This is a genomic window from Tepidibacter sp. Z1-5, assembly GCF_037844525.1.
Taxonomy (GTDB): Bacteria; Bacillota; Clostridia; order Peptostreptococcales; family Peptostreptococcaceae; genus Tepidibacter_A.
Genome location: NZ_JBBMMD010000004.1, coordinates 38,366 through 62,798 on the forward strand (window position 1 = coordinate 38,366; position 24,433 = coordinate 62,798).

Below are 24,433 nucleotides of genomic sequence, written 5' to 3' on the forward strand. Positions count from 1 at the left end.
TTATAAAAAGTAAACTAAAAATAAATTTTATATATTAGAATCAAAAATGATGAATGGAGGAAATTAAATTATGACTAATCTACCAAATTGTCCAAAATGTAATTCAGAATATACTTATGAAGATGGAAGTCTTCTTGTTTGTCCAGAATGTGCTCATGAATGGTCTTTAGAGTCAGAGGCTGAAGAAACAAATGTTATAAAAGATGCAAATGGAAATATCTTAAATGATGGTGATTCTGTAACAGTAATCAGAGACCTTAAAGTAAAAGGAAGTTCATCAAGTATAAAAATAGGTACAAAAGTAAAGAATATACGTTTAATTCATAATCCATCTGATGGAGAACATGATATAGAGTGTAAGATTGATGGTTTCGGAGCTATGAAATTAAAATCTTCAGTTGTTAAAAAGGCATAGATTTAAATATAAAAGTATATAAGAAGCCCAACATTTCTTTGATTTTATAAGAAAAGGTCGGGCTTTTCTTTTTCCAAAAATCAAATCCGCTGCTTTTTTATAAAATTATGACAATAAATATTAAAAAAAATTATATAAAAATTCTAACTATAGAAAAAATCTATAATGATTTACACTAACCGACATATAATGATATACTAGTCCCAAAAACAGTCAGAGGAGTTGGAGCTAGCATGAAAAAAGCACTTATAATAATACTATCTTTAATGATGGTTATATTTGGTCTTGCAGGATGTTCAAATGATGATAAAAACCAAGAAGCAAATAATAGTTCTCAAGAGGAATATAATATTGCTGATACTCAAAAAGTTGAAGATGCACTTAAAGATGAATCTTGGGTAGTTGTAGATACACGTTTAAATGATGCTTTCAATGGATGGAAGTTAGATGGTATTAGTAGAGGTGGAAGAATTAAAGGAGCTGTAGATTTTTCTGCTAACTGGTTAAAGGTGGAAGTAGATAAAAAGAAGGTTAATAAAGAAGAGGTTTTAAATGAAGCACTTGAAACAAAGGGAATAACAAAAGATAAAAATATAGTTTTATATGATGCAAATGGAAAAGATTCTAAAGACGTGGCTGATTATTTAAAAGGAAAAGGATTTAACAACCTATACATATATGACGTTAATAAATGGGCAGATGATGAAAAATTGCCAATGGAAAAATACAAAAACTATCAATTAGTTGTACCAGCATCAATTACAAAAGATGTTATTGATGGAAAGAAACCAGAAAGCTTTGAGAATGCTAAAAATATAAAAATTGTTGAAGCGAGTTGGGGAGAAGAAAAAACTTCTTATGCAAATGGACATATTCCTACTTCGTTCCATATAAATACAGATGAAATTGAACCTCCAACAACTGAAGGTCCAATGATGTGGATGTTAGCTGATGATGAAACTCTTAAAAAAGTTGCTCTTAAATATGGATTTACGAAAGATGATACTGTAATAGTTACAGGAGAAGAACCTATGTCTTCATATAGAGTAGCTACAGTACTTAGATATATAGGAGTTAATGATGTAAGAGTTTTAAATGGTGGAACAATGGCTTGGACTATGGCAGGATATGAATTGGAAACTACAAGTAATAAAGCTACACCAGTTGAAGATTTTGGTGGAGTTATACCAGGGAATCCAGATGTTATAGATACAATGGAAGAAACTAAAGCAGGATTAAAAACACCTGATAAATTCACATTAGTAGACAACCGTACTTGGGATGAGCATATAGGTAAGTCAAGTGGATATTCATACCATGATAAAATGGGGAGAGTACCTGGATCAGTATTTGGATATGCAGGAAAAACAGATTCTTATTCATTAGACTATTATAGAAATATAGACAAGACTATGAGAAATGCAAATGAATTCCTTGATCTTTGGAAAAAACAAGGTATAGATACAAATAAGCACTTATCATTCATGTGTGGTAGTGGATGGAGAGTTGCTGAGATTTATACTTATGCTGATGTTGTTGGACTTAACGATATATCTATATTTAGTGATGGATGGATTGGATGGAGTAATGACCCTAGTAATCCAACTGAAACAGGAGAGCCTAAAAAGTAGGTGAAAAAGTTTGAAAAATAAATTTGTTAATATCACATTATATGGAATTGAGTTTATAGGATTTATAGCACTATTAGTTCTAGAGTATTTATCAGGATATAAAGCTGGTGTTATGAAACATTTATATTTTAAGAAAATGGAGTATTTAGCTAAAGTATATACTCAAGATGCAATGATGATTCATTCTATAGTACTATTAGTTGTGTTTATAGGAGTATTATTAATATGTAAGAGAAGGCTTAACTGTAATTGTAAGCGAAGTATAATTATGTTTGCTGTATATGGCATTGTTTTAATTACAGCATTTCATATGCCTTATATGAAGGAATTAAACACATATGCTTATATATTGATAGTTTTAGAAACATTAATTGCAATTGAGACGATAAGAATCATTATTAATAAATAATAAGAAGCACTATATCTTTTATAGATATGGTGCTTTTTTTGGTGGGTTATCAAAAACTAAGCTATATTAATAAAAATAGTTTAACTTAGTTTAGGCATAATAATATTTGGTATAATCTATATATAGTTAAAAACAATGTTTAATAAAGGAGATTATTATGAAGCTTATATCTTGGAATGTAAATGGCTTAAGGGCTATAGTTAAAAAGAATTTTATGGAGTTTTTTGAAGAAATAGATGCTGATATATTCTGCTTGCAGGAAATAAAACTACAAGAGGGTCAGATAGATCTTGAGCTTGAAGGATATGAACAGTACTTTAATTATGCTGAGAAAAAAGGTTACTCTGGAACGGCCATATTTACGAAATTTAAGCCTATATCAGTACAATATGGGATAGGAATAGAGGAACATGATAAAGAAGGTCGTGTCATAACTATAGAGCTTGAGGATTACTATGTTATAACAGTATATACACCAAATTCTCAAACAAAGCTTGCAAGACTTGACTATAGAATGAAGTGGGAAAATGATTTTAGAGATTATCTTAAAAATCTAGAAAAATCAAAGCCTGTTGTAGTTTGTGGAGATTTAAATGTGGCTCACAAAGAAATAGATCTTAAAAATCCTAAAACAAACAGAAAAAATGCAGGTTTTTCAGATGAAGAAAGAGAGAAGATGACTAATCTTTTAGATTCTGGATTTATAGATACTTATAGATATTTTAATCCTGATAAAGAAGGGGTATACTCTTGGTGGAGCTACAGATTCAATGCTAGAGCCAATAATGCTGGTTGGCGTATAGATTATTTTTTAGCATCAAAAGAATTGAAGGATAGATTGATTTCAGCAAATATACATACTGAAGTTATAGGATCGGATCATTGCCCTATTGAACTTATATTAAAATAAAATTATATACGTTTAATCCCAAAACAAATGGCATTAAAATAACGCTAATGTGGCAAATATTTTAATGCCATTTGTTTTTTAGTATGTATATTTAAACTTTTTAAAGCTATGAAACGTCTAAGTATAGTAAAGATTAAATAATATAAAAAATATAGAGAGGAATAGGGTTATGATAAGACGTAAAAACAAGAATTACAATGAACTCGTAAAATATATAACTGATAACCAAGAGTGTTTGTACAGATTTGCATATACTTATGTAAAGAATCAGCAAGAGGCATTAGATATAGTTCAGGAGTCTATATATAAAGCATTGTCCTCGATTGACACATTAAAAAATTCGGAGCATATGAAATCTTGGTTGTACAGAATAATAATAAATACAAGTATAAATCATATAAGGAAGAACAAAAGGGTATTACTTATAGATGAGATAAATGATAAAGGTGAATGTAGAGAATATGATTTAGATAGAAATATAGATTTATATGAAGCTATAGATAAATTGGATGAAAATCAAAAAACAATAGTAGTATTAAGATACTTTGAAGATATGAAAATAGATGAAATAGCTAAGACGACAAATTGTAATATAAGCACTGTTAAATCTAGGTTATACAGTGCATTAGATAAGCTTAAATTAATTATGGGAGAAGGGGTGTAAATATGGATAATAAACTTAAAGATTTAAAAAACGAGTATTACTCTATACAAATACCTAATGAATTAGAGAATATAGTTAATTCTACTATAAAAAATTATGAGAAAAATAATGAAAAAAGACCATCGTATATAAGAAATTTTGCACTAGCAGCATCTATATTTATTGTATTTGCAGGAATGTTTGTAACTACTTTGAATATGAATAAATCTTTTGCTCAAAGTATGAGTAAGGTTCCTATAATAGGTAGTATAGCTGAATTGTTGATATTTAAAGATTATGAAATTCATAGTGATGTAGTAGATGCAGAAATTAAAATACCTAAGGTTGAGGGGTTACCAGATAAAAAGATTGAGCAAAAAATAAATGATGAAATATATGAAAAAATGAAGTCTGGAGTAAAAGAAGCAGAAGAGAGAGCTAAGGAGTATAAAGATGCATATATATCGACTGGAGGAACTGAAGAAAGCTTTAGAAAAATAAAAGTTACAGTGGATTATAATCTTAAATCAGTTAATGATAATTTAATATCTTTTATTGTATATCAGCATGAATCATTAGCGACTGCATATGCAGAAACCTATTACTATAATATAGATATTACAAATAATGAAATTATAAATATAGAGAATATATTAGGAAAAGATTATAAAAAAATAATAGATGAGAGCGTATATACCCAAATAGAAGAAAGAAAAAAAGACGAAAATAATAGTTTCTTTGAAGGAGATATGGGATTCAATGGAATAACAAAAGTGCCTAATTTTTATATAAACAAAGATGGAAAAGTAGTAGTTGTGTTTGATAAATATGAAATAGCACCTGGATATATGGGTGAGCAAGAGTTCGTTATAGAATAATTTAAAAAAATAAAAACAAAATATAAATTAAAACAAAAATGCAATTTCGAATAAACGAAGTTGCATTTTTGTTTTAATAAAATTAATTTTAAATAAATTATAGTGCTTTGAATAAAATTTATTAATTTTTAAACACTATGATTACAGAATAATAAAATATGCTTGAACATATTATTTATAAGAGTGTAAATAAGCATTGTAAAATAATGTAGCCTGTTTGAATTCTTATAGCTATTGTATTGCATAAAGTTTAATCAGTAAAATATAGAATTTATCATTGGGTATTTAAGTAAAAATTATTTAATATATCAATAAGCGAGAATGTTGGATATATCAAATTATGAAATTTAAACAAATATATATTGCATAAATAATATGAAGTGAAAACACACAACCTATTAGAAGGAGGAGCTATTATAGATGAAGGATATAGAAACTTTTAAAAAAATATATTATTGACAAAAATAAAGGTTAAATAGTAATATATCATTTATTATAAGCACTAGTGCTAATTTTCGGGAAAAGGTGGTTGGAAATGATAAAAAATCAAAATGTAACTCCGTTATTTGATGCTTTAAAAGAGTACCGAAAAAAGGAAGTAGTCCCATTTGATGTGCCTGGTCATAAGCATGGAAGAGGATTGCCTGAACTTGCGAATTATTTAGGTGAAACAGTTTTGCAGGTTGATGTGAATTCCATGAAATGTTTGGACAATATAAGTAATCCTGTGGGGGTTATCAAAGAATCGGAAGAGCTTATGGCTCAAGCTTATTGTGCAGATCATGCATTTTTCTTAGTTAATGGAACATCATCTGGAGTTCAAGCTATGATAATGAGCGTATGTAACCCTGGTGATAAAATTATAATCCCAAGAAATGCACATAAATCTGCTATAAATGGACTTATATTAAGTGGAGGTATACCTGTATATGTTCAGCCACAGACTAATCATGAACTTGGAATAGCAATGGGAGTTTCTGTTGAAAGTATTGAAGAAGCTATTGAAGAAAATCCTGATGTTAAGGCTGTATTTATAATAAATCCAACTTATTACGGTGCAACATCGAATTTAAAACGAATAATTGAAATAGCACATAAAAAAAATATAGCAGTTATAGTTGATGAAGCTCATGGAGCTCATTTTAGATTTCACAAGGAACTTCCAATGGCAGCTATGGAACTAGGAGCAGATATGTCTGCAGTTAGTATTCATAAAACAGGAGGATCTTTAACTCAAAGCTCGGCTTTACTGCTAAATGAAGGAATTATAGATAAAAATAGAGTTAAAACAATATTAAATCTAACTCAAACTACTAGTGCATCATATTTGCTTATGTCTAGCCTTGATGTAGCTAGAAAAATGCTTGCAACTCAAGGGAATGAAGTATTTACGAGAGTATTAGAGGTTTCAAGAAAAGCTAGAGATGAAATAAACAAAATCGAAGGATTATATGCTTTTGGTAATGAATTGATAGGGCAAAGTGGAGTGTATAATTTTGACGAGACAAAGCTTGGAATATGTGTTAAAGGGATTGGAATGACTGGGTTTGAGGTGTATGATGTGCTTAGGGATGAGTATAATATACAAGTTGAACTTGGAGATGTATATAATATATTAGCAATTATAAGTGTTGGAGATGATAGTTATTCTGTAAAAAGACTTGTAGATGCTCTTAAGGATATTAGTGACAAGTATAACAAAGGCAGTGTTGATTTTGATAAGGTTGTGTTGAATAATCCTCAGATTGTAGTATCGCCAAGAGATGCTTTTTATGCTAGAAAAAAAATAATAAAGCTTGAAGATTCAGAAGGTGAAGTAAGTGGAGAATCCATCATGGCATATCCACCTGGAATACCTATAATTACACCTGGAGAGAGAATAAGTAGTGAAATTATAGAATATATAAAATTCATCAAAAATCAACATAGCATGATGACTGATACGGAGGATCCGTATGTTGAAAATATAAAGGTTCTAGGAATATAAATAAAAAGACAGAGTACTCATTTAAATGAGTACTCTGTGTTTTTATGGTTATAATAATTATTGGATTATTTTTCTGAAGTATAAAACTAAAAAAATTCGAAAAATTATTGACAAACTCAAAAAAAATAGTATAGTAGATAATGTATTTACTATAAATCAATTTTAAGTTTACAAATAGTAAACAACAGTATAAATCAATTTTAAGTTTACAAATAAGAAACTTTTAGAACAAAAATAAACTTAGTGTTTACAAATAGTAAACGAATTTATATATTTTTTAAATCTTACAATGAAAAGGAGACATGGATATGAAAATAGAACAATTAGGAAGACATATTTTAGTTGAGTATTATGATTGCGATAAGGACATTTTAAATAATCATGCTTTAATTGAGAAGTATATGGTTGAGGCGGCTAAAGAGGCAAATGCGACTGTGGTTACTAGCTGTTTTCATATGTTCAATCCATGGGGAGTTAGTGGAGCTGTTATAATTCAAGAGTCTCACCTGACAATACACACTTGGCCAGAGTATGGATATGCTTCTGTTGACTTATTTACTTGTGGAGATTCTGTGAATCCTTGGATAGCATTTGATTATCTTGAAAAGAATCTTAAAGCACAAAAAAGTGAAGCTTCAGAAGTTGCAAGAGGACTTGTAGATAGAATAAGACATAACTCTAAAGAAAAATTCGAAGAGATTAAATTTAAGCCAGACGCAGAGTAATAAAATTAGAATATAATAAAAAAATAGAGATAAATAAAGGGGTGTAAAAAATGCAATTATGGTATACGGAAGATCAAACAAATAATGTAAAATTTTCAATGAAAGTGAAAAAACACCTTTTTTCTGAAACTAGTGAATTTCAGCAAGTAGATGTTTTTGATACACATGAATTCGGAAGATTACTTACTATAGATGGACTTGTAATGGTTACAGAAAAAGATGAGTTTATATATCATGACATGATAACTCATGTTGCTATGGCTACTAATTTAGATATTAAAAATGTTCTTGTAATAGGAGCAGGGGATGGCGGAACAGTAAGAGAGCTAACAAGATATAAAAGTATAGAGAAAATCGATATGGTTGAAATAGATGAACTAGTAGTTAGAGCGTCAAAAGAATATTTACCTATAACATCGTGCAAACTAGATGATCCTAGAGTTAATGTATACTTTGAAGATGGACTTAAATTTGTAGATGGCAAAGAGAATATGTATGATTTAATAATCGTAGACTCTACTGATCCAATAGGCCCAGGAGAAGGTCTTTTTACAACAAAATTCTATACGGATTGCTATAATGCCTTAACAGAAAAAGGTATACTAATAAATCAAAATGAAAGTCCATACTACTCAGACAATGCAAGAGAGATGAGCAGAGCTCATAGAAAAATTAAAAACATATTCCCAATAGCAAAGGCATACCAATATCATATGCCGACATATCCATCTGGACATTGGTTATTTGGATTTGCATCAAAGCAATTAGATCCTATAAAAGATTTAGATAAAGAAAAGTGGAATGAATTAGGAATTAAGACTAAATATTACAATACAGACATTCACGTAGGAGCATTCGCTCTTCCTACATACGTTAAGGAGATGTTGGAAGATGAATCTGTTTAAGAATGTATCTACTTTTTTAGGTTTTGATAATGAATATGAAGAATCTGAGCTAGTTTTGTTTGGAAGTCCATTTGATGGAACAACTTCATTTAGACCTGGAACAAGATTTGCTCCTAATATAATGAGAAATGAATCATATGGACTTGAAACATATAGTCCGTACTTAGATAAAGACTTAGAAGATGTTAAAGCATTTGATGCAGGAGATTTAGAATTTCCATTCGGAAATACACAAAAGGTATTAGATGAGATATATGATTTCACATCAAAAATATTAAAAGATGGAAAAACTCCTGTTATGATAGGAGGAGAACATCTAGTATCATTAGGAAGTATAAAAGCGGTATATGAAAAGTATAATGATATATACTTGATCCACTTTGATGCACATACAGATCTTAGAGATGATTATTTAGGAGAGCCATTATCTCATGCATCAGTAATAAAAAGATGTTGGGATTTTATAGGTGATGATAAAATATATCAATTTGGAATAAGATCTGGAGAAAAAACAGAGTTTGATTGGGCAAAAAAACATACTAATTTAACTAAGTTTTCTTGTGAAGGTCTTAAAGAAGCAGTTGAAAGAATAGGAAATAATCCTGTATATATAACTATAGATTTAGATATTTTAGATCCATCTGTTTTTTCAGGAACTGGAACACCAGAACCTGGAGGAATTACTTTCAATGAAATGATGGAAGCTATAAAAACTATGAAGTCATTAAATATAGTTGGGGCTGACATTGTAGAACTTGCTCCCCAGTATGATACAAGCGGAGTTTCAAATGCAGTTGCATGCAAGGTATTAAGAGAGATGGCATTGATAATAGGAAAATAGTTGTATAATTTAATTCTATATAAAAATAACGCTTATTAAATTTAATAAGCGTTATTTTTTTTATTTTGAAATTTCGATAAAATATGTTTCACATTAAACAATTTATCTCCATACTTAGACATAACAACTGCTATTGATATAAATATACATCCTATAACCATATTTTTTGTAAAAATTTCTCCTAGAAAAATTACCGATAGTAAGCTTCCAAATAGAGATTGAAGAGATACTAATAGAAGCGTGTGTATCTGATGTATATTTTTGCGCTGTGTTTTGAATTAAGAAAGCTAGTGTAGTATTTAGTATAATTAGATATGAAATAGAAAGAAATGTATTTCTATTGAAATTATTTAAATCAGGCCAAAGAAGAAAGCGCTTATAAGGGATAAAATTCCCGCTACTATTAATTGAATACTAGTCAAAGGAATAGGGTCTATATCTTTTACATAAATACCGATTAAAACTACTTGAATAGCAAATACAACAGCATAAAGTAAAGTTAATGTATCTCCAAAACTTAAATAAAATTTATTTTGAATACTTAAAAAACCGATATCTATAATTGTTAAAAAACCGGATATAACAGAGTATATAGTTGGTTTTTTCTTATTAAAATACCAAGATACAAATGGGACAAATATAGTGTAAGTAGCAACTAAGAATGATTGCTTTCTCGCGGTTGTATACTTAAGACCTATTGTTTGAAGTGATTGTCCTTTTATATCATAAATTTTTTTAAATTGTATGAAATAAAAATATATATTAAGGTTAAAAATTACTGTATTGAGTAATAATATTAACTAAAGTATATATTTTTTTGATGATAAAAAATTATAATGGTTCTAAAAATATTATATAGATAAAAATTAGTTTGTTGTATATAATAGATATAGCGAGTATTATAAAGAATAAGTATGCATAATAAAGCTTATTTAAACTGAAGTCGCCATATTAGTGTATAGAGGAGAAGATCGATGAAAGGCTGGATTATTTACAGTGAGAATGAAACAGAAATTGTTTCGGAAAGAAATGAAGTAAATAGGTTTATTGAGGAAGCTGAATCTGAAGGAATTGAGCTTAGAGTATTAAGACCTGAACAAATAGATTTGGTTGTAACTAGTCAAAATAGAAAAAGTATATTGATTGATGGAGAGGTAACAACGTTACCAGATTTTGTACTTCCTAGAATGGGAGCTGGAACGACGTATTTTGCTTTAGCAGTTATTAGGCATCTAGAGAGACTTGGTGTACCGTGTATAAATTCATCTCATCCGATAGAGATAGTAAAGGATAAGTTGTATACACAACAGATATTAGCTGAAAATAATTTTCCATTTCCAAAAACTATGTTGGCTAAGTTTCCAATAAATATAGATTTAATAGAGAAGAACATAGGATTTCCAGCTGTTATAAAAACATTATCAGGTACTCAAGGAAAAGGTGTATTTTTAACTAATACAAAATCTTCTTTTAAGGATTTGATGCAGTTAATAGAGATAACTAATTCTAGATTGAATATAATAATTCAAGAATTTGTAAAAGATAGTTATGGAAGAGATTTGAGAGTCTTAATAGTAGGAGGAAGAGCTATTGCATGTATGGAGAGAACGGCTCCATCTGATGGTTTTAAATCTAATTTTTCAGATGGAGGAACTGTAAAAGAATATCAATTGACTCCTGAAATAGAATGGCTAGCTACAGAAGCTTGTAAAATTACTGGACTTGAGATAGCGGGTGTGGATTTATTGTTTGATGGTGATCACTATAAGATATGTGAAATAAACTCATCTCCTGGATTTAGAGGAATTGAATCATGCTGTGATATAAATGTTGCTAAAGAAATTTTTAAGTATTTAAAAATAAGATTTGGTATATACAATTAAGTTTATTGTATTTGAGGAGATTAGTATGATAAAAATACATGAAATAAATAATTTTAATTCATCATGTGATACACATAATAAAAATGAATTAAGCTTTAAAATAGCTGATTTAGTGAATTTTAATATGACACATGAAAATAAAAATAATACTTACTCAAAAGATGAAATAGAAAATTTAAGTAGAAATAAGACCGCAGAATCTATGGAAGAGTTAATAGGTAGATCTTATTTAGTTTATTTGACTAATGAAAAAAATGAAATAATAGGATGTGGAATGGTAGTTAAACAAGATGGTCTATATTTTGCTAAAACTCTTCATATCAGATCTGATTATAGAGGCCTTGGATATGCTCAGCAGATATGTGATTTGCGTGAAGATTTTCTTAGAAGTATAGGAGCGAATGAAATATATATAGAGTCTTTAAAGTATCCTAAAACTATAGAATTTCATAAAAAAAGAGGTTTTAAAGAAGCTCCTAATTATAGAGAATTAAAATATACTATACTTATGAAAAAAGATTTATAAAAAATAGGTTGATGTCAATTGTATTGACATCAACCTATTTTTTATAATGAAAGCTTTTACATATGTATTAATTTGGTAAATTTTATGTTATTATATTTAGAAATTAACAAACTAGGGGGATCTACTGTGAAATTTAAAGTTTATAAAGAGGTATTTGATAAGATTAATGATGTATGTTTTGGAGTTGTAGTAGCATATAATATAGATAATACGGTTACGAATTTTGATATTGAAAAAATTTTAAAAAATGAGATGGATGACTTGAAAAAAAAGATTGACGGCCGTAATATAAAGGAGTATGAGAGTATAATTCCTTATAGAAATGCATTTAAAAACTTAGGAATGAATCCTAATAAGTATATGAGCTCCATAGAAGATATGACAAAGAGAGTATCAAAAGGAAGTAAGCTATCTTTTATAAATCCAGTAGTAAATTTAGTAAATTCATTATCTTTAAAATATATATTGCCTATAGGTGCACATGATATGGATAATTTGAAAGATGAAATAGATGTTAGATTTTCAAAAGAAGGAGATATATTTATACCTTTTGGATCTAATGAAGTAGAAGCTGTTGAAGCTGGAGAATTGGTGTATTCTGATAGGGATAGAATAAGAACTCGTAGATGGATATGCAGACAAAGTGCTATAGGAAACATAACTGAAAATAGTAAAAATATATTTTTCCCTATAGATGGGTTTAAATCGAAGAATAGGGAAAATGTAGAGAAGGCTATGAATGAACTAGAAGAGCTTTTAGTTAAATATTTCAACTGTGAAACTAAGACTTTTTTTGTTGATGAAGATAATAGAGAGATAGATATATACTAAGGTGGTTGAGCTAAAAATGACGATAGTTGAAATATATTTAATATTTCAACTATCGTCATTTTTAAATTTAAAGGATGAAATACAGCAAAAAAATTTAGTAGTGTAAACCAAATTAAGTATTTTGCATATTATATGAATACAGTGAAATATTTAAGGGGGTATATAATGTATTTTAATCCTATGTTTTTTCAACAACCTATGAGAAAAAATAATAATAAAAGTTATATACTAGATTTTGAAAGAGGAGATGTCAATGGAGATAAAGTGGTTGATAATGTATATCTGATAGGAGATAAGCCTCATGGAGATAGTAGTCCATTTAGAGATAATATAAGAATAAAAATAATAGATGGAAAAACAGGTCGCCAATATATAATTCCACTTAAAGAAAATGCTGGATATAATCCAACTATATTCTTAGGAGATTTTACAAATGCTGGAGTAAATAATATTTTTGTAGCTATAGATTCTGGTGGAAGTGGAGGATATGCTTTTTATTATATATACTCATTCTTAAACAATAAAAGTAAGCTAATATTTGATTTTGAAAAATTTAATAAAGATAACGAATATGAAGTAAACTATATGGATTATTATGAAGCAGAAGTTATAGAAGAAAGTGATAAAGAACGATATATAATAAATCTTGAATACAAGGGAGATAAGTATTTATCTGAGATATACAATAAAGATGGAACATTAAAAGAGAGTATTAGTGGATGGGTGAATCCTCTTGGGGGATTATATCCAATAGATTTTAATAGAAATGGAGTATATGGTTTATATGCTGAGCAGAGAATAGCTGGAAGATATAATGCAGATGGAATTGGGTATGTTCAAACATCTCTTCAATGGAATGGTAGTAATTTTGCACCATTTTTCCAAACGGTTGGTGTGTTTGGATCAGAACAAGAAGATGAAGTTAAGATGTTTTGCGGGTCAGATTTTTCGGATGTAAAATATACTAATTCTGAAAATATCAAAGATGAAAAGCTTGAAGAAGCTATTATAGATTTATATAAACTAGAAAAATCAGACAATACTAGATATTATTATAATAGAATAGATTTTGATTCTGATGGAGTTCCTGAAGTATTTGTATATTTAGTAGGGGCTGCTACCTGTGGAAGTGGAGGATGTAGTGCGGCTATATTCAAAGAGTTGAAGGGTGAATATAAAGTTGTTTCACAGTTTACATTAGTTAATACACCTGTAATAGTAAGTGATACGAAAACTAATGGATATAATGATTTGATAATGTACGTATCGGGTGGAGGAATTAAGCCGTTTTGCGCTGTGGTGAAACATGATGGAAATAACTATCCTCAAAATCCTTCAATGCAACCTAAATTAGAAGAAGGAACTAAGGTTATAGGAACTGGAATAATAAATGATGAAATAAATCCAAATACAGGAATAAACATAGGGTTTTGATATCAAAACCCTATATTTTTACATATTTAAGTTATATAAATTGAAAACAATAAAAGGTTTTGTTATAATTAGGAGGGTTATACTAAAAAATGGGAGGTATATACAATGGAAATAAAAAGATATGAAGGAACAGGAAGAATGAGTCGTGCTGTTGTACATAATGGAACTGTTTACTTATGTGGACAAACTTGTTCAGATAAAGAAGGTATAAAAGAGCAAACTAAGGTTGTACTTGAAAAAATAGAAGATTTATTAAATAAATATGGATCAGATAAAAAACATATATTATCTGTTACTATTTATGTAAAAGATATGTCTATGTTCCAAGATATGAATGAAATATGGGATAATTGGGTTGAAGATGGATTTGAACCTGCAAGAGCATGTGTTGAAGCAAAGATGGCTAGAGAATCTATATTAGTTGAAATGTCAGTTGTAGCGGCTGTTAAATAAATAAAAAAATCTCCTATAACATAAAATGTTATAGGAGATTTTTTTATTTAAATTGTCGTTGTTGTTAAATTTAAATATTAAGGCTATAAACAAAAACTTAAATAGTTCGAAAAATATTATAATACATAAAACTTAAAAGGATATTAAAAAATTCTTAAATTTATAATAAATATAAATTATAATAATATATACAGACTTATGAAAGGAGTCACTATATGCATATAAATATTTTAATAGTAGAAGATGAGGAGGATATAAGAAATCTATTATCTGTTAATTTATCTAATCAAGGATATAATATAATTGAAGCATCAAATGGGATAGAAGCCTTAGAGTTGTTTTATAAAAATGATATTGATTTGATAATTATAGATGTTATGATGCCGATTATGGATGGGTTTAAGACTGTTTCTAAAATACGTACAACAAGTAAAGTTCCTATAATATTTTTGACAGCAAGAGATGATGAAACAGACAAAATCTTAGGATTTGGATTAGGTGCTGATGATTATGTTGTAAAGCCTTTTAGTATAGTAGAGGTAATTTCTAGAGTACAAGCTCATCTTAGAAGATATATAGAGTATGGTATAAATAATTCTAATAAAGTAATTACAAATGGAAGTATAAGTATAGATACTGAAAATTATATAGCTAGAAAAAATAATATAGATATAGATTTAAATCCTAAGGAATTAAAGATACTGTCGCTTTTTATGGAAAATGTAGGGCGTATATATACTAAAAAACAGATATATGAAAATGTATGGGAAGATATATATCATGGAGATGATAATACTATAATGGTTCATATAAGCCATATAAGAGAAAAAATAGAGGATGATCCTAAAAAGCCTAAATATATAAAGACTATAAGAGGAATAGGATATAGAATGGAAAAAAGTTATGGTTAAGATATCTAATCCTTTTAGAAAAATAAATATATCTACAAAGTTATTTTTAAACTATTTATTTTTATTCGTAATAGTTGTATTCATATTGATTTTTAGCTTTACAGGAGGTATGGATTATATTGAAAAACAGAATATTGGAACTATAGATTCTGTAGACATGGTGAGTCTTTATGAAAATATATATGATTATGGAATAGATAGAGCATGTAAAAAAGAGAGAATTAAAGATAATTCATATGTAGAACTGTTAGATGAAAATCTAAAAGTAATAGAAGCGTATAACAGCGTACATCCAAAAGGATATATATATGAACAAAAAGAATTTAATAAAATAATAATACCTAATTATTATTATTATCAATACTCAGAGGATATAAATGAAAAATCAAATAGTTTTAATGTTTACTATTCTAAAGAAACTGGAAATATTTTATTGGCATCTGTTCCGAACCAGGAAATCAAATTCATACAAAAGGTATTTAAAGTTACATTCACAATATTTGTATTAGTACTATTGATAGTTATAATTATTTATGCTAAATGGACTTCTATAAGCTTAGTAAAACCTATTAAATCTTTGGTTAAAGGTGTTAATGAAATAAGTAAAGGTAATTATGACACTAGAATTAATATAAAATCTAAGAATGAATTAGGTATTCTTAAGGATGCTATAAATAATATGAGTAAAAAGATAGAGGAAGAAATATTTCTTAGGGAGAAAGCTGAGAAGAATAGAAAAAGATTGATACTTGATATATCTCATGATTTAAAAACTCCTCTTACTAATATAATGGGATATTCTGAGACGATATATTATAATCTAGAATTAGATGAATCAATTAAAAATAGATATTTAAATATAATAATGTCTAATAGCAAAAAAGCTAACAATCTAATAAGTGATTTATTTGAATTATCAAAAATAGATAGTGATGATAATAAAATAGAATTTAAAAAACAGGATATATGTGAATTTGTTAGGATATTACTTATAGATTATGTTTTTGAAATAGAAGAAAATAATATGTATTATGAGTTTGATATTCCTGATTATGAGGTAATGTGTAATATATCTGATAAATATTTGCAAAGAGCTATCGGCAATTTAATAGTGAATAGTATAAAATATAGTGGAAAAGAGTCTACTATTAAAATCAAAATTAAAAAAACAGATAGTAATGCTATTATAAATATTGAGGATAATGGCATAGGAATAAAGAGCGACTCTATTAAAGACATATTTGAACCATTTGTAAGGATTGATTCTTCTAGAAACTCAAAAACTGGAGGAACAGGTCTTGGACTTGCTATAACAAGAGCAATAATAAAAAAACACGGGGGAGATATATATTTAGATTCGCATGTTGACAAAGGGAGTAGATTTATAATAATTATTCCTATGAGCAAAATATAAAAAAGCTATTCTAAAGTAGAGGGTAATTTCTACAATAGAATAGTTTTTTTATTGAAAAAATTTGTATTAGCATACACTACTTACCTGTTGAATGCATGTATATTTAATATGTATCATATATAGTAACGGTATTATTTTAAAGGGGGTATGTTATGAGGAAGGGAATTATAGGGAATATTATAGTTGCTATTTGTATATTGGCTATGGGGTTTCAATATACAGCTTATGGACAGAGAATAAATACAGGATATATATATTTTGGAGATAAGCATAAGTATCAGGATGCAGTAAACAATACTAACGATTCTCTAGATACTGTTTATCCTAGTTATTTTGATATAGATCAAGATGGAAATCTAAAAATAACTGAAACTTTGGATCAAGATTTCATAAAGGACATGCATAATCAAGGAATAAAAGTAGTTCCGTTTATTAGTAATCATTGGGATAGGAATTTGGGAAGAAAGGCTCTTTCTAATAGATATAATTTATCAGACCAAATTGCAAATGCTATAAAAGAATATGATTTAGATGGAGTTAATATAGATATAGAGAATGTTAATGATGCAGACAAAGATGATTATACTGATTTTGTAAAAATATTAAGTGAAATTATAAGTAGAGATAAAGAAATTTCTGTGGCGGTTGCTGCAAATCCAAATGGATGGACTTACGGATGGCATGGATCTTATGATTATGAAAAGTTAGCTATTTATAGTGATTATATATTTTTGATGGCATATGATGAAAGTTATATAGGAGGTCCTGAGGGACCAGTTGCTAGTATATCTTTTGTTGAAAATTCAATAAAAGAGATTCTTAAGTATGTTGATAATAATAAGGTTATACTTGGAATACCATTTTACGGAAGGTGCTGGAAAGAAGGAGATTCTTATGGAGGATATGGAGCTAGTTTAAAGAGAATAGAAGAAACTGTAAGCAAATATCTATCTGATGTTGTATTTGATGATAGATCAAAATCTGTAAAGGCTACTGTATATAAAAATGATGGAACTTATATATATTGGTATGAAAATGAAGAATCTATAATAGAAAAGATAAAGCTTGTAGAAAAGTATGATCTAAAAGGTAGTGGAAGTTGGAGCTTAGGTCAGGAAGATAAAAGTATTTGGAATTATTATTCAAGGTGGCTAGATGGGGAGTATTTAGTTGATATATACGATCACTGGGCTAGTGATAGTATATATAGTATGATAGATAATGAAATAATGAATGGAATCTCAAATATGTATTTTGCTCCTAATGATAACCTTACAAGAGCTCAAGCTGCAGTTATACTGACAAGACTTCTTGAAATAGATGATGAATATGTAAGTTCTGATAGCTTCGATGATGTATCAAAGGATTATTGGGCATATAATGAGATAGAGATAGCTAAGAAATATGGGCTTATTAATGGAAAAGAAAAGAATAAATTCTATCCAAATGATCCTATAACAAGGGAAGAAATTTCAGCTATGCTTAGCAGACTTATAAAAGATGATTATAGAGATGATAGCATTGAGTTTAATGATGTAAATGATAACATGTGGTCGTTTGATTATATAAATAAAATGAGTAGTATGGATATATTAAAAGGTTATGAGGGTGGAATGTTTTATCCAAATAGAAATTTAACTAGGGCAGAGATGTCTACTATAGTTGATAGAATATTAAAATATAATATAGAGTATATAAAATAAGAGCTGTGATTTCACAGCTCTTATTTTTTTGTACCTAATATACTTTTTTACAATCGCTAAAGTCGTATACATCCATTAAAGCCTCACCAAATCTTTGATAATGTACAACTTCTCTTTCTCTTAAGAATCTAAGCGCATCTATTATATCTGGATCATCTGTAAGATTAATAAGGTGCTCATATGTTGAACGAGCTTTTTGTTCAGCAGCCATATCGTTGTGTAAATCTGTTACAGGATCTCCTAAAATTCCTATATAAGATGCAGTCCAAGGCACTCCACTTGCATCACAAGGAAATACTGCATGATCGTGTTGTGTATATTGAGAACCAAGACCGGCAGCTTTTAGTTCTTCAGGTGTAGCATCTTTTAATAATTGATATACCATGGAAGCTATCATTTCTGCATGGCCAAGCTCCTCACTTCCTATATCTGTAAGGAGAGCTTTCGCCTTATTAGTTGGCATAGTATATCTTTGATTAAGATAAGTCATAGCTGCACTTAATTCACCATCTGGTCCACCTAACTGAGTTATTATATATTTTGCCATTTCTATATTTTTATATTTTATATTAACAGGATATTGTAATTTTTTTTCATAAATCCACATAAGTTAATCCCCCTTATTGATATTCCCATGGCCACGGATCATCTATCCAATTAAATGGATATTTAGCTAATGAAAATCCGAAATTAGTAAGTGGACCATATCGCATTTCATACATTTTTCTTAGCCTACAAGCTTCCTCAGCAAGCATATTAAAGTCCATTAAAGCCTTTTGATCTTTAGGATGGGTATCTAAGTATAAATTAAGATCAAGACAAGCAAATTCTACTTCTTGAATTTTAGTTAATAAATCATTTCTAGATATATCTTTCATAACTATTTCCTCCTAGCTGATTTCTTTTTAGAAAAATCTATTTTTTACACTTTTTATTAGAGTCTTTTTTATATGGTTTATAAAGTTCAGGAAAAATAGTTCCTCTTTTAAATCCTTTGCTTAAAGGATACATGCACATATATTTTTGTATACATATATAAGGTCTTGCAAGTTTCATGTGTATTAACCTCCTTATGAATGTCCTTAATATCATTTTATAAAATACACTTAAAAAAGGTGCTTATGATTTCTAAAAACATAAATTTATAAGAATATTATTAGGTGAGCGAAAAATGATACTCATTGAAATAACGCTACTTAGTCAACCTTTTAATCAAACTACAGACTATGCTTTATAAAATATCCTAAAAGTTCTAAACTCCCTTTGGTCAGACAAAGAACTTTCTTAACGGATATGTTAACAGCATAATCTAAGTTTGATAGTAAAAGGGTACATCAAAAGTAGCTAACATTTCAATGAGCATCATTTTTGAATTTAGTTCTTTAAAGATTGATTGGATTTAAAAGGAATTAAAAAAGGAGATATCTTTTAGATATCTCCTTTTTAATAATCTATTATGCATCAAGTGGTATTGGATTGAATACTCTTTGCGCTAACTCTTGGTCTATCATTAAAAGACCAGCTGGATTATTGTTCATAAGTCTTAATTTTTTAACAATCTTCTCAACAGACTCTTCTTCCTCTGCTTGTTCAGTTATGAACCATTGTAGAAAAGCTGTAGTTGTGTGATCTTTTTCTTCTAAAGCTATGTCCATTAAATTGTGAATTGATTTAGTTATTCCCTTTTCGTGAGTAAGAGATAATTCAAATACTTCAAGAGCAGATTTAAAGTCATTCTTTGGCTTATCTAAAGCTTCAAGTTCAACTGATCCTCCTATTCTTCCTATGAAATTGAATATTTTGTAAGCATGAGCTTGTTCTTCTTGAGCTTGAACATGGAAGAAATTGGCGAATCCATCTAAATTTTGATCCAAGCAGTAAGCCTCCATAGCTATGTATAAATACTGTGAATAAAATTCTTTTTGAAGCTGAGAATTAAGTGCATCTATTATTCTTTTATTACCCATAAAAATACCTCCATTTAAAATATATTCTTTAATAATTTAACCTCGAAAAATTAATCTATTCAAATATATACACATAATATATAGGTTTTAAACCCTTAAAAACTAAAACTCAAAAAGTGATAAATGTATTGCAATTATAAGAAAAATTATATATTATGTTTAATAATATATAAAAATGTAAATGAAGGGAGGAATAATAATAACTATTTCGCATCTAAAAGAATCCATGGCGCCAAATTTTAATATAAATGAAGAATATAAATTGGGAGAATTTGATTTCAATTTCATGGCAGAATTTATATTAAAAAATGAGAAATATTTTTTGAACAAGAAGAATGTAGTATGGGGATATGAAAATAGAGAATATGTTCTTGTTAAAAAAATAGAAACAATAACCGAAGACGATGTATATCAAATACAAAAGATAGCTGAAAATGCCATGGACGAGTTTGTAAATCTGACTGAAAATCACATGTCAACACACATAACTGTATTTATTGAAAGCTCTAATATAGATGATAATATTAAAAATAATATTAAAAATATATCTATCAAAAAAAGTTATATGTGGGGAATAAAAGGATGGAGTGATGTCAGAGTTATAATATTTGACTGCATCAACAAAGATTTTACATTCAACAAAGCATCAAAAGAAATAATAAACTTTTATAAGGAGGTATTACTATGAATTCATTAACACTTTTATTGGTTGGAGGCATAATACTTCTGATAGGATATGTATCTTATGGAGGATATCTTGTTAAAAAATGGGGAGTAAATGATAAAAATATAACTCCAGCTCATACAAAAAACGATGGTGTAGACTATATGCCAGCTAAAGCGCCAGTATTATTAGGACATCACTTTGCATCAATAGCAGGTGCAGGACCTATTGTTGGACCTATTCAAGCAGCAATATTTGGATGGATTCCAGTAACTTTATGGATATTAATAGGTGGAATATTCTTTGGAGGAGTTCAAGATTTCGGATCTTTATTTGCATCTATAAGACATGAAGGTAAATCTATAGGTGAAATAATAGAAGTAAATATAGGAAGAACAGGTAAAAAGTTATTTGCTATATTTGCATGGCTTACACTTCTTCTTGTAATAGCAGCATTTACTAATATAGTTGCAGCTACATTTGCTTCAACACCTCAAGCTGCATCATCATCTTTATTATTTATATTACTTGCAGTTGTATTTGGATTTTTAGTATATAGAAAAGGTGTTCCTCTAGGAATCGGTAGTGTAATAGGAGTAATATTCTTAATGTTATGTATGTATCTTGGTATGAAATTCCCTATTTCATTAAGTAAAGAAACATGGATAATAATACTTTTGGGTTATATATTTATAGCATCAGTAACACCTGTATGGATACTTCTTCAACCAAGAGATTATTTAAATTCATTCTTATTATATGCAATGATTATAGGAGCAGTTCTTGGTATTGTCATAACTAAGCCTGTAATTCAAATGAGTGGATACACAGGATTTAATGTAGGTGGAAACTATTTATTCCCAATACTATTCGTAACAGTAGCATGTGGTGCTATATCAGGATTCCACTCTTTGGTTGGATCTGGAACATCATCAAAGCAGCTAGATAAAGAATCAGATGCCAAAAAAATTGGTTATGGTGGAATGCTAATAGAATCACTACTTGCAATAATTGCTATAATTACAGCCACTTATTTAGGAGCAGATAAACTAAAAGAACTATTATCTCAAGGTGGACCTATAAATGTATTTGCAGATGGTATAGCAAACTTTATGAATTCATTTGGAGTTCCATTTGAACTTGGAAAATCATTTACGGCTTTATCTATATCTGCATTTGCTCTAACAAGCCTTGATACATCAACACGACTTGCAAGATTTATATTCCAAGAGTATTTCGAATCTAAAGAAGGAACTAATACAGTTTTAACTAATAGATACATATCAACAGGGATAACTGTTGTTCTTGGAGGAACACTAGCATTTATGGGATACAAAGCAATATGGCCGATATTTGGTTCAGCAAATCAACTTCTTGCAGCATTAGCTTTACTTGCAATAGCAGCTTGGCTTGCAAATACAGGTAAATCTAATAAGATGATTTTAGGACCTATGGTATTCATGTTTGCTGTTACTATAACTGCACTAATACTTCTTATAAAGACTAATATAGCGTCAGGACAATTTATAATAGTAGTATTTGCAGTATTACTGCTAGTACTTTCATTAATACTTCTTATACAATCATATGATGTATTATCAGGAAAGAAAAGAAAAGCAACTAAAAAGTCTTAAAATACAAAAAGTCTCTCTTAAATTTAAGAGGGACTTTTACTTTTGATTGAAAACGGATATTATATTATATATAATGATTAAACTGAAGATAAATATTAGGAGGTCAAAAGTAAATGATGTTACTTGCAAATGAATGGAAAAACTATGAATTAATAGATACTGGAGATGGAGAAAAGTTAGAGAGATGGGGAGAATATGTATTAAGAAGACCAGATCCTCAAATAATATGGCCACTTCAAGATGAATGGGATCTATGGAGAAAGCCGCATGGACACTATCATAGAAGCAACAGAGGTGGAGGAGAATGGGAATATAAAAAGAAAACACCTGAAAAATGGACTATAAAATATAAGGACTTATCTTTTTATATAAAACCTACAGGATTTAAGCATACAGGATTGTTCCCAGAGCAAGCTGCTAACTGGGATTGGATAATAAATAAGATACAAAAGGCTAATAGACCTATAAGAGTACTGAACTTATTTGCATATACAGGTGGAGCTACAGTTGCATCAGCTTATGGGGGAGCTGCTGAGGTTTGCCACGTAGATGCTGCAAAGGGAATGGTTAACTGGGCTAAAGAAAATATTCAACTATCTGGACTTGGGGATAGAAAAGTAAGATTTATAGTAGATGATGTATTTAAATTCGTTCAAAGAGAAATAAGAAGAGGAAGAAAATATGATGCTATAATAATGGATCCTCCATCTTATGGAAGAGGACCTGGAGGAGAAGTTTGGAAGATAGAAGAAAAGTTATGTGAATTTATACAACTTTGTATGAATGTATTATCAGACGATCCGCTATTCTTGCTTGTAAATTCATATACATCAGGTTTTTCGCCTGTAGTTATTGAAAATATATTAAGATCATCTATAGGACAAAAATATGATGGAAAAATAACATCTGGAGAAATAGGAATACCTGTAACTAAAACAGGATATGTTCTTCCTTGTGGAATATTAGGAAGATGGGAGTCAAAATAATGAACATATTATATGAAGATAATCACATAATAGTAGCAGAAAAGGAAGTAAATATATTATCTCAAGCAGATAACACTAATGATAAAGACATGTTGTCTATGGTAAAAAAATATATAAAAGAAAAGCACAATAAGCCTGGAAATGTATATTTAGGACTTGTACATAGATTAGATAGACCGGTTGGAGGATGTATGGTGTTTGCAAAAACATCAAAAGCGGCATCAAGACTTTCAGAACAAGTAAGAAATAGAAGTTTTGAGAAAACGTACTTAGCTGTAATAAGAGGTACTTTAAATGATACACATGGAACATTTAAAGATTATTTATACAAGGACACTAGAACTAATATGTCTAGAGTTGTAGATAAGAATTTTAAAGGAGCTAAAGAAGCGATTCTTGAATATGAAGTTCTAGGTTATGATAAAAACTTAAGTTTAGTTAAAATAAAATTAAAAACAGGGAGACCTCATCAAATAAGAGTTCAACTTTCAAGCAGAGGTAATGCATTATACGGAGATCAAAGATATGGTGAAGATGTAAATAAGCATGGACAGCAAATTGCACTTTGGTCTTATGAGATGGGAATAACTCATCCTACACTTAAAGAGGATATGAAATTTAGATGTATGCCACCTAAACAATATCCTTGGAACTTGTTTGATATATAGATTAAGATAATATAT

The 24,433-nt window shown here is 28.9% G+C and carries 26 protein-coding genes; 22 read left to right on the plus strand and 4 right to left on the minus strand.

The features are described from left to right. Nucleotides 1-70 precede the first annotated feature (70 nt). The 18 genes from WJW32_RS00890 to WJW32_RS00975 all read left to right on the plus strand — a co-directional run bounded on the left by WJW32_RS00890 (nucleotide 71) and on the right by WJW32_RS00975 (nucleotide 18,499). A complete protein-coding gene (locus WJW32_RS00890; protein ID WP_340253597.1) occupies nucleotides 71-415 on the plus strand; it encodes a zinc ribbon domain-containing protein YjdM in 345 nt (114 codons plus the stop codon). 233 nt (nucleotides 416-648) lie between these two features. Further along, nucleotides 649-2,046, plus strand: a complete 1,398-nt coding sequence (locus WJW32_RS00895) for a sulfurtransferase (protein ID WP_340253600.1) — start codon at nucleotides 649-651, stop codon at nucleotides 2,044-2,046. 10 nt (nucleotides 2,047-2,056) lie between these two features. Next, nucleotides 2,057-2,455 (plus strand): hypothetical protein, encoded by a 399-nt coding sequence (locus WJW32_RS00900; RefSeq protein WP_340253603.1) that lies wholly within the window; start codon nucleotides 2,057-2,059, stop codon nucleotides 2,453-2,455. 157 nt (nucleotides 2,456-2,612) lie between these two features. Further along, nucleotides 2,613-3,365 (plus strand): exodeoxyribonuclease III, encoded by a 753-nt coding sequence (locus WJW32_RS00905; RefSeq protein ID WP_340253606.1) that lies wholly within the window; start codon nucleotides 2,613-2,615, stop codon nucleotides 3,363-3,365. A gap of 169 nt (nucleotides 3,366-3,534) precedes the next feature. After that, the gene (locus WJW32_RS00910) at nucleotides 3,535-4,029 is read left to right on the plus strand and encodes an RNA polymerase sigma factor (RefSeq protein WP_340253609.1); all 495 of its coding nucleotides are present in this window, start codon (nucleotides 3,535-3,537) and stop codon (nucleotides 4,027-4,029) included. Between the two features lie 2 nt (nucleotides 4,030-4,031). Beyond that, on the plus strand, nucleotides 4,032-4,886 hold the full coding sequence (locus tag WJW32_RS00915) for a DUF3298 and DUF4163 domain-containing protein (protein ID WP_340253611.1): 855 nt from the start codon (nucleotides 4,032-4,034) through the stop codon (nucleotides 4,884-4,886). Nucleotides 4,887-5,421: 535 nt separating this feature from the next. Beyond that, the gene (locus WJW32_RS00920) at nucleotides 5,422-6,873 is read left to right on the plus strand and encodes an aminotransferase class I/II-fold pyridoxal phosphate-dependent enzyme (protein WP_340253614.1); all 1,452 of its coding nucleotides are present in this window, start codon (nucleotides 5,422-5,424) and stop codon (nucleotides 6,871-6,873) included. Between the two features lie 308 nt (nucleotides 6,874-7,181). Continuing rightward, complete coding sequence (gene speD, locus WJW32_RS00925; protein ID WP_340253617.1) at nucleotides 7,182-7,598, plus strand: adenosylmethionine decarboxylase; 417 nt, start codon at nucleotides 7,182-7,184, stop codon at nucleotides 7,596-7,598. A gap of 50 nt (nucleotides 7,599-7,648) precedes the next feature. Continuing rightward, nucleotides 7,649-8,503 carry a polyamine aminopropyltransferase gene (gene speE / locus WJW32_RS00930; RefSeq protein ID WP_340253620.1) on the plus strand — a complete coding sequence of 285 codons (855 nt, stop codon included), beginning with the start codon at nucleotides 7,649-7,651 and terminating at the stop codon, nucleotides 8,501-8,503. Beyond that, complete coding sequence (gene speB, locus WJW32_RS00935) at nucleotides 8,490-9,344, plus strand: agmatinase (protein ID WP_340253623.1); 855 nt, start codon at nucleotides 8,490-8,492, stop codon at nucleotides 9,342-9,344. Before speE ends, speB begins: the two co-directional genes overlap by 14 nt. Before the next feature lie 974 nt (nucleotides 9,345-10,318). Beyond that, nucleotides 10,319-11,227: an ATP-grasp domain-containing protein gene (locus WJW32_RS00940; RefSeq protein ID WP_340253626.1), complete on the plus strand. Its 909-nt coding sequence runs from the start codon at nucleotides 10,319-10,321 to the stop codon at nucleotides 11,225-11,227. Between the two features lie 25 nt (nucleotides 11,228-11,252). Further along, the gene (locus WJW32_RS00945) at nucleotides 11,253-11,753 is read left to right on the plus strand and encodes a GNAT family N-acetyltransferase (RefSeq protein WP_340253629.1); all 501 of its coding nucleotides are present in this window, start codon (nucleotides 11,253-11,255) and stop codon (nucleotides 11,751-11,753) included. A 126-nt stretch (nucleotides 11,754-11,879) separates the two neighbouring features. Next, the gene (locus WJW32_RS00950; RefSeq protein ID WP_340253632.1) at nucleotides 11,880-12,584 is read left to right on the plus strand and encodes a B3/B4 domain-containing protein; all 705 of its coding nucleotides are present in this window, start codon (nucleotides 11,880-11,882) and stop codon (nucleotides 12,582-12,584) included. A gap of 165 nt (nucleotides 12,585-12,749) precedes the next feature. Next, entirely contained in the window at nucleotides 12,750-14,018 is a 1,269-nt protein-coding gene (locus tag WJW32_RS00955; RefSeq protein ID WP_340253635.1) for a hypothetical protein, read from the plus strand. Between the two features lie 105 nt (nucleotides 14,019-14,123). Next, nucleotides 14,124-14,471: a RidA family protein gene (locus WJW32_RS00960; protein ID WP_340253638.1), complete on the plus strand. Its 348-nt coding sequence runs from the start codon at nucleotides 14,124-14,126 to the stop codon at nucleotides 14,469-14,471. Nucleotides 14,472-14,686: 215 nt separating this feature from the next. Next, nucleotides 14,687-15,382 carry a response regulator transcription factor gene (locus WJW32_RS00965; protein WP_340253641.1) on the plus strand — a complete coding sequence of 232 codons (696 nt, stop codon included), beginning with the start codon at nucleotides 14,687-14,689 and terminating at the stop codon, nucleotides 15,380-15,382. Further along, nucleotides 15,375-16,796 (plus strand): HAMP domain-containing sensor histidine kinase, encoded by a 1,422-nt coding sequence (locus tag WJW32_RS00970; RefSeq protein ID WP_340253644.1) that lies wholly within the window; start codon nucleotides 15,375-15,377, stop codon nucleotides 16,794-16,796. Before WJW32_RS00965 ends, WJW32_RS00970 begins: the two co-directional genes overlap by 8 nt. Nucleotides 16,797-16,948: 152 nt before the next feature. Continuing rightward, nucleotides 16,949-18,499 (plus strand): S-layer homology domain-containing protein, encoded by a 1,551-nt coding sequence (locus tag WJW32_RS00975; protein WP_340253647.1) that lies wholly within the window; start codon nucleotides 16,949-16,951, stop codon nucleotides 18,497-18,499. 34 nt (nucleotides 18,500-18,533) lie between these two features. Here the strand turns inward: WJW32_RS00975 and WJW32_RS00980 are convergent, their stop codons facing one another. The 4 genes from WJW32_RS00980 to WJW32_RS00995 form a co-directional block, all read right to left on the minus strand. Beyond that, complete coding sequence (locus WJW32_RS00980) at nucleotides 18,534-19,106, minus strand: manganese catalase family protein (RefSeq protein WP_340253650.1); 573 nt, start codon at nucleotides 19,104-19,106, stop codon at nucleotides 18,534-18,536. Nucleotides 19,107-19,119: 13 nt separating this feature from the next. Continuing rightward, complete coding sequence (locus tag WJW32_RS00985; RefSeq protein WP_340253653.1) at nucleotides 19,120-19,377, minus strand: spore coat protein CotJB; 258 nt, start codon at nucleotides 19,375-19,377, stop codon at nucleotides 19,120-19,122. Between the two features lie 37 nt (nucleotides 19,378-19,414). Continuing rightward, nucleotides 19,415-19,555, minus strand: a complete 141-nt coding sequence (locus tag WJW32_RS00990; RefSeq protein WP_340253656.1) for a spore coat associated protein CotJA — start codon at nucleotides 19,553-19,555, stop codon at nucleotides 19,415-19,417. Nucleotides 19,556-19,953: 398 nt separating this feature from the next. Further along, nucleotides 19,954-20,466, minus strand: coding sequence for a ferritin (locus tag WJW32_RS00995; RefSeq protein ID WP_340253659.1), 513 nt, complete (start codon nucleotides 20,464-20,466; stop codon nucleotides 19,954-19,956). 181 nt (nucleotides 20,467-20,647) lie between these two features. On the opposite strand from WJW32_RS00995, the gene WJW32_RS01000 reads away from it, so the two are divergent. From WJW32_RS01000 to WJW32_RS01015, 4 genes are all read left to right on the plus strand, one after another. Then, nucleotides 20,648-21,154 carry a hypothetical protein gene (locus tag WJW32_RS01000; RefSeq protein ID WP_340253662.1) on the plus strand — a complete coding sequence of 169 codons (507 nt, stop codon included), beginning with the start codon at nucleotides 20,648-20,650 and terminating at the stop codon, nucleotides 21,152-21,154. Continuing rightward, a complete protein-coding gene (locus WJW32_RS01005; protein WP_340253665.1) occupies nucleotides 21,151-22,764 on the plus strand; it encodes a carbon starvation CstA family protein in 1,614 nt (537 codons plus the stop codon). Before WJW32_RS01000 ends, WJW32_RS01005 begins: the two co-directional genes overlap by 4 nt. 113 nt (nucleotides 22,765-22,877) lie before the next feature. Continuing rightward, a complete protein-coding gene (locus tag WJW32_RS01010; protein WP_340253668.1) occupies nucleotides 22,878-23,750 on the plus strand; it encodes a class I SAM-dependent methyltransferase in 873 nt (290 codons plus the stop codon). Further along, nucleotides 23,735-24,418, plus strand: coding sequence for an RluA family pseudouridine synthase (locus tag WJW32_RS01015; protein ID WP_340253671.1), 684 nt, complete (start codon nucleotides 23,735-23,737; stop codon nucleotides 24,416-24,418). The genes WJW32_RS01010 and WJW32_RS01015 overlap by 16 nt, the downstream gene beginning before the upstream one ends. The last annotated feature ends 15 nt before the right edge of the window (nucleotides 24,419-24,433 follow it).

What these genes read in the sequence shown, in the direction of transcription:
- WJW32_RS00905 (WP_340253606.1), top strand. Translation starts at nt 2,613, where the DNA reads ATGAAGCTTATATCTTGGAATGTAAATGGCTTAAGGGCTATAGTTAAA.
- WJW32_RS00945 (WP_340253629.1), top strand. Translation starts at nt 11,253, where the DNA reads ATGATAAAAATACATGAAATAAATAATTTTAATTCATCATGTGATACA.
- WJW32_RS00975 (WP_340253647.1), top strand. Translation starts at nt 16,949, where the DNA reads ATGAGGAAGGGAATTATAGGGAATATTATAGTTGCTATTTGTATATTG.
- WJW32_RS00980 (WP_340253650.1), bottom strand. Translation starts at nt 19,106, where the DNA reads ATGTGGATTTATGAAAAAAAATTACAATATCCTGTTAATATAAAATAT.
- WJW32_RS00985 (WP_340253653.1), bottom strand. Translation starts at nt 19,377, where the DNA reads ATGAAAGATATATCTAGAAATGATTTATTAACTAAAATTCAAGAAGTA.
- WJW32_RS00895 (WP_340253600.1), top strand. Translation starts at nt 649, where the DNA reads ATGAAAAAAGCACTTATAATAATACTATCTTTAATGATGGTTATATTT.
- WJW32_RS00995 (WP_340253659.1), bottom strand. Translation starts at nt 20,466, where the DNA reads ATGGGTAATAAAAGAATAATAGATGCACTTAATTCTCAGCTTCAAAAA.
- WJW32_RS00960 (WP_340253638.1), top strand. Translation starts at nt 14,124, where the DNA reads ATGGAAATAAAAAGATATGAAGGAACAGGAAGAATGAGTCGTGCTGTT.
- speB (WP_340253623.1), top strand. Translation starts at nt 8,490, where the DNA reads ATGAATCTGTTTAAGAATGTATCTACTTTTTTAGGTTTTGATAATGAA.
- WJW32_RS00920 (WP_340253614.1), top strand. Translation starts at nt 5,422, where the DNA reads ATGATAAAAAATCAAAATGTAACTCCGTTATTTGATGCTTTAAAAGAG.
- WJW32_RS00915 (WP_340253611.1), top strand. Translation starts at nt 4,032, where the DNA reads ATGGATAATAAACTTAAAGATTTAAAAAACGAGTATTACTCTATACAA.
- WJW32_RS01015 (WP_340253671.1), top strand. Translation starts at nt 23,735, where the DNA reads ATGGGAGTCAAAATAATGAACATATTATATGAAGATAATCACATAATA.
- WJW32_RS01000 (WP_340253662.1), top strand. Translation starts at nt 20,648, where the DNA reads ATGAAGGGAGGAATAATAATAACTATTTCGCATCTAAAAGAATCCATG.
- WJW32_RS00970 (WP_340253644.1), top strand. Translation starts at nt 15,375, where the DNA reads ATGGTTAAGATATCTAATCCTTTTAGAAAAATAAATATATCTACAAAG.
- WJW32_RS00965 (WP_340253641.1), top strand. Translation starts at nt 14,687, where the DNA reads ATGCATATAAATATTTTAATAGTAGAAGATGAGGAGGATATAAGAAAT.
- WJW32_RS01005 (WP_340253665.1), top strand. Translation starts at nt 21,151, where the DNA reads ATGAATTCATTAACACTTTTATTGGTTGGAGGCATAATACTTCTGATA.
- speE (WP_340253620.1), top strand. Translation starts at nt 7,649, where the DNA reads ATGCAATTATGGTATACGGAAGATCAAACAAATAATGTAAAATTTTCA.
- WJW32_RS01010 (WP_340253668.1), top strand. Translation starts at nt 22,878, where the DNA reads ATGATGTTACTTGCAAATGAATGGAAAAACTATGAATTAATAGATACT.
- WJW32_RS00910 (WP_340253609.1), top strand. Translation starts at nt 3,535, where the DNA reads ATGATAAGACGTAAAAACAAGAATTACAATGAACTCGTAAAATATATA.
- WJW32_RS00940 (WP_340253626.1), top strand. Translation starts at nt 10,319, where the DNA reads ATGAAAGGCTGGATTATTTACAGTGAGAATGAAACAGAAATTGTTTCG.
- speD (WP_340253617.1), top strand. Translation starts at nt 7,182, where the DNA reads ATGAAAATAGAACAATTAGGAAGACATATTTTAGTTGAGTATTATGAT.
- WJW32_RS00890 (WP_340253597.1), top strand. Translation starts at nt 71, where the DNA reads ATGACTAATCTACCAAATTGTCCAAAATGTAATTCAGAATATACTTAT.
- WJW32_RS00955 (WP_340253635.1), top strand. Translation starts at nt 12,750, where the DNA reads ATGTATTTTAATCCTATGTTTTTTCAACAACCTATGAGAAAAAATAAT.
- WJW32_RS00990 (WP_340253656.1), bottom strand. Translation starts at nt 19,555, where the DNA reads ATGAAACTTGCAAGACCTTATATATGTATACAAAAATATATGTGCATG.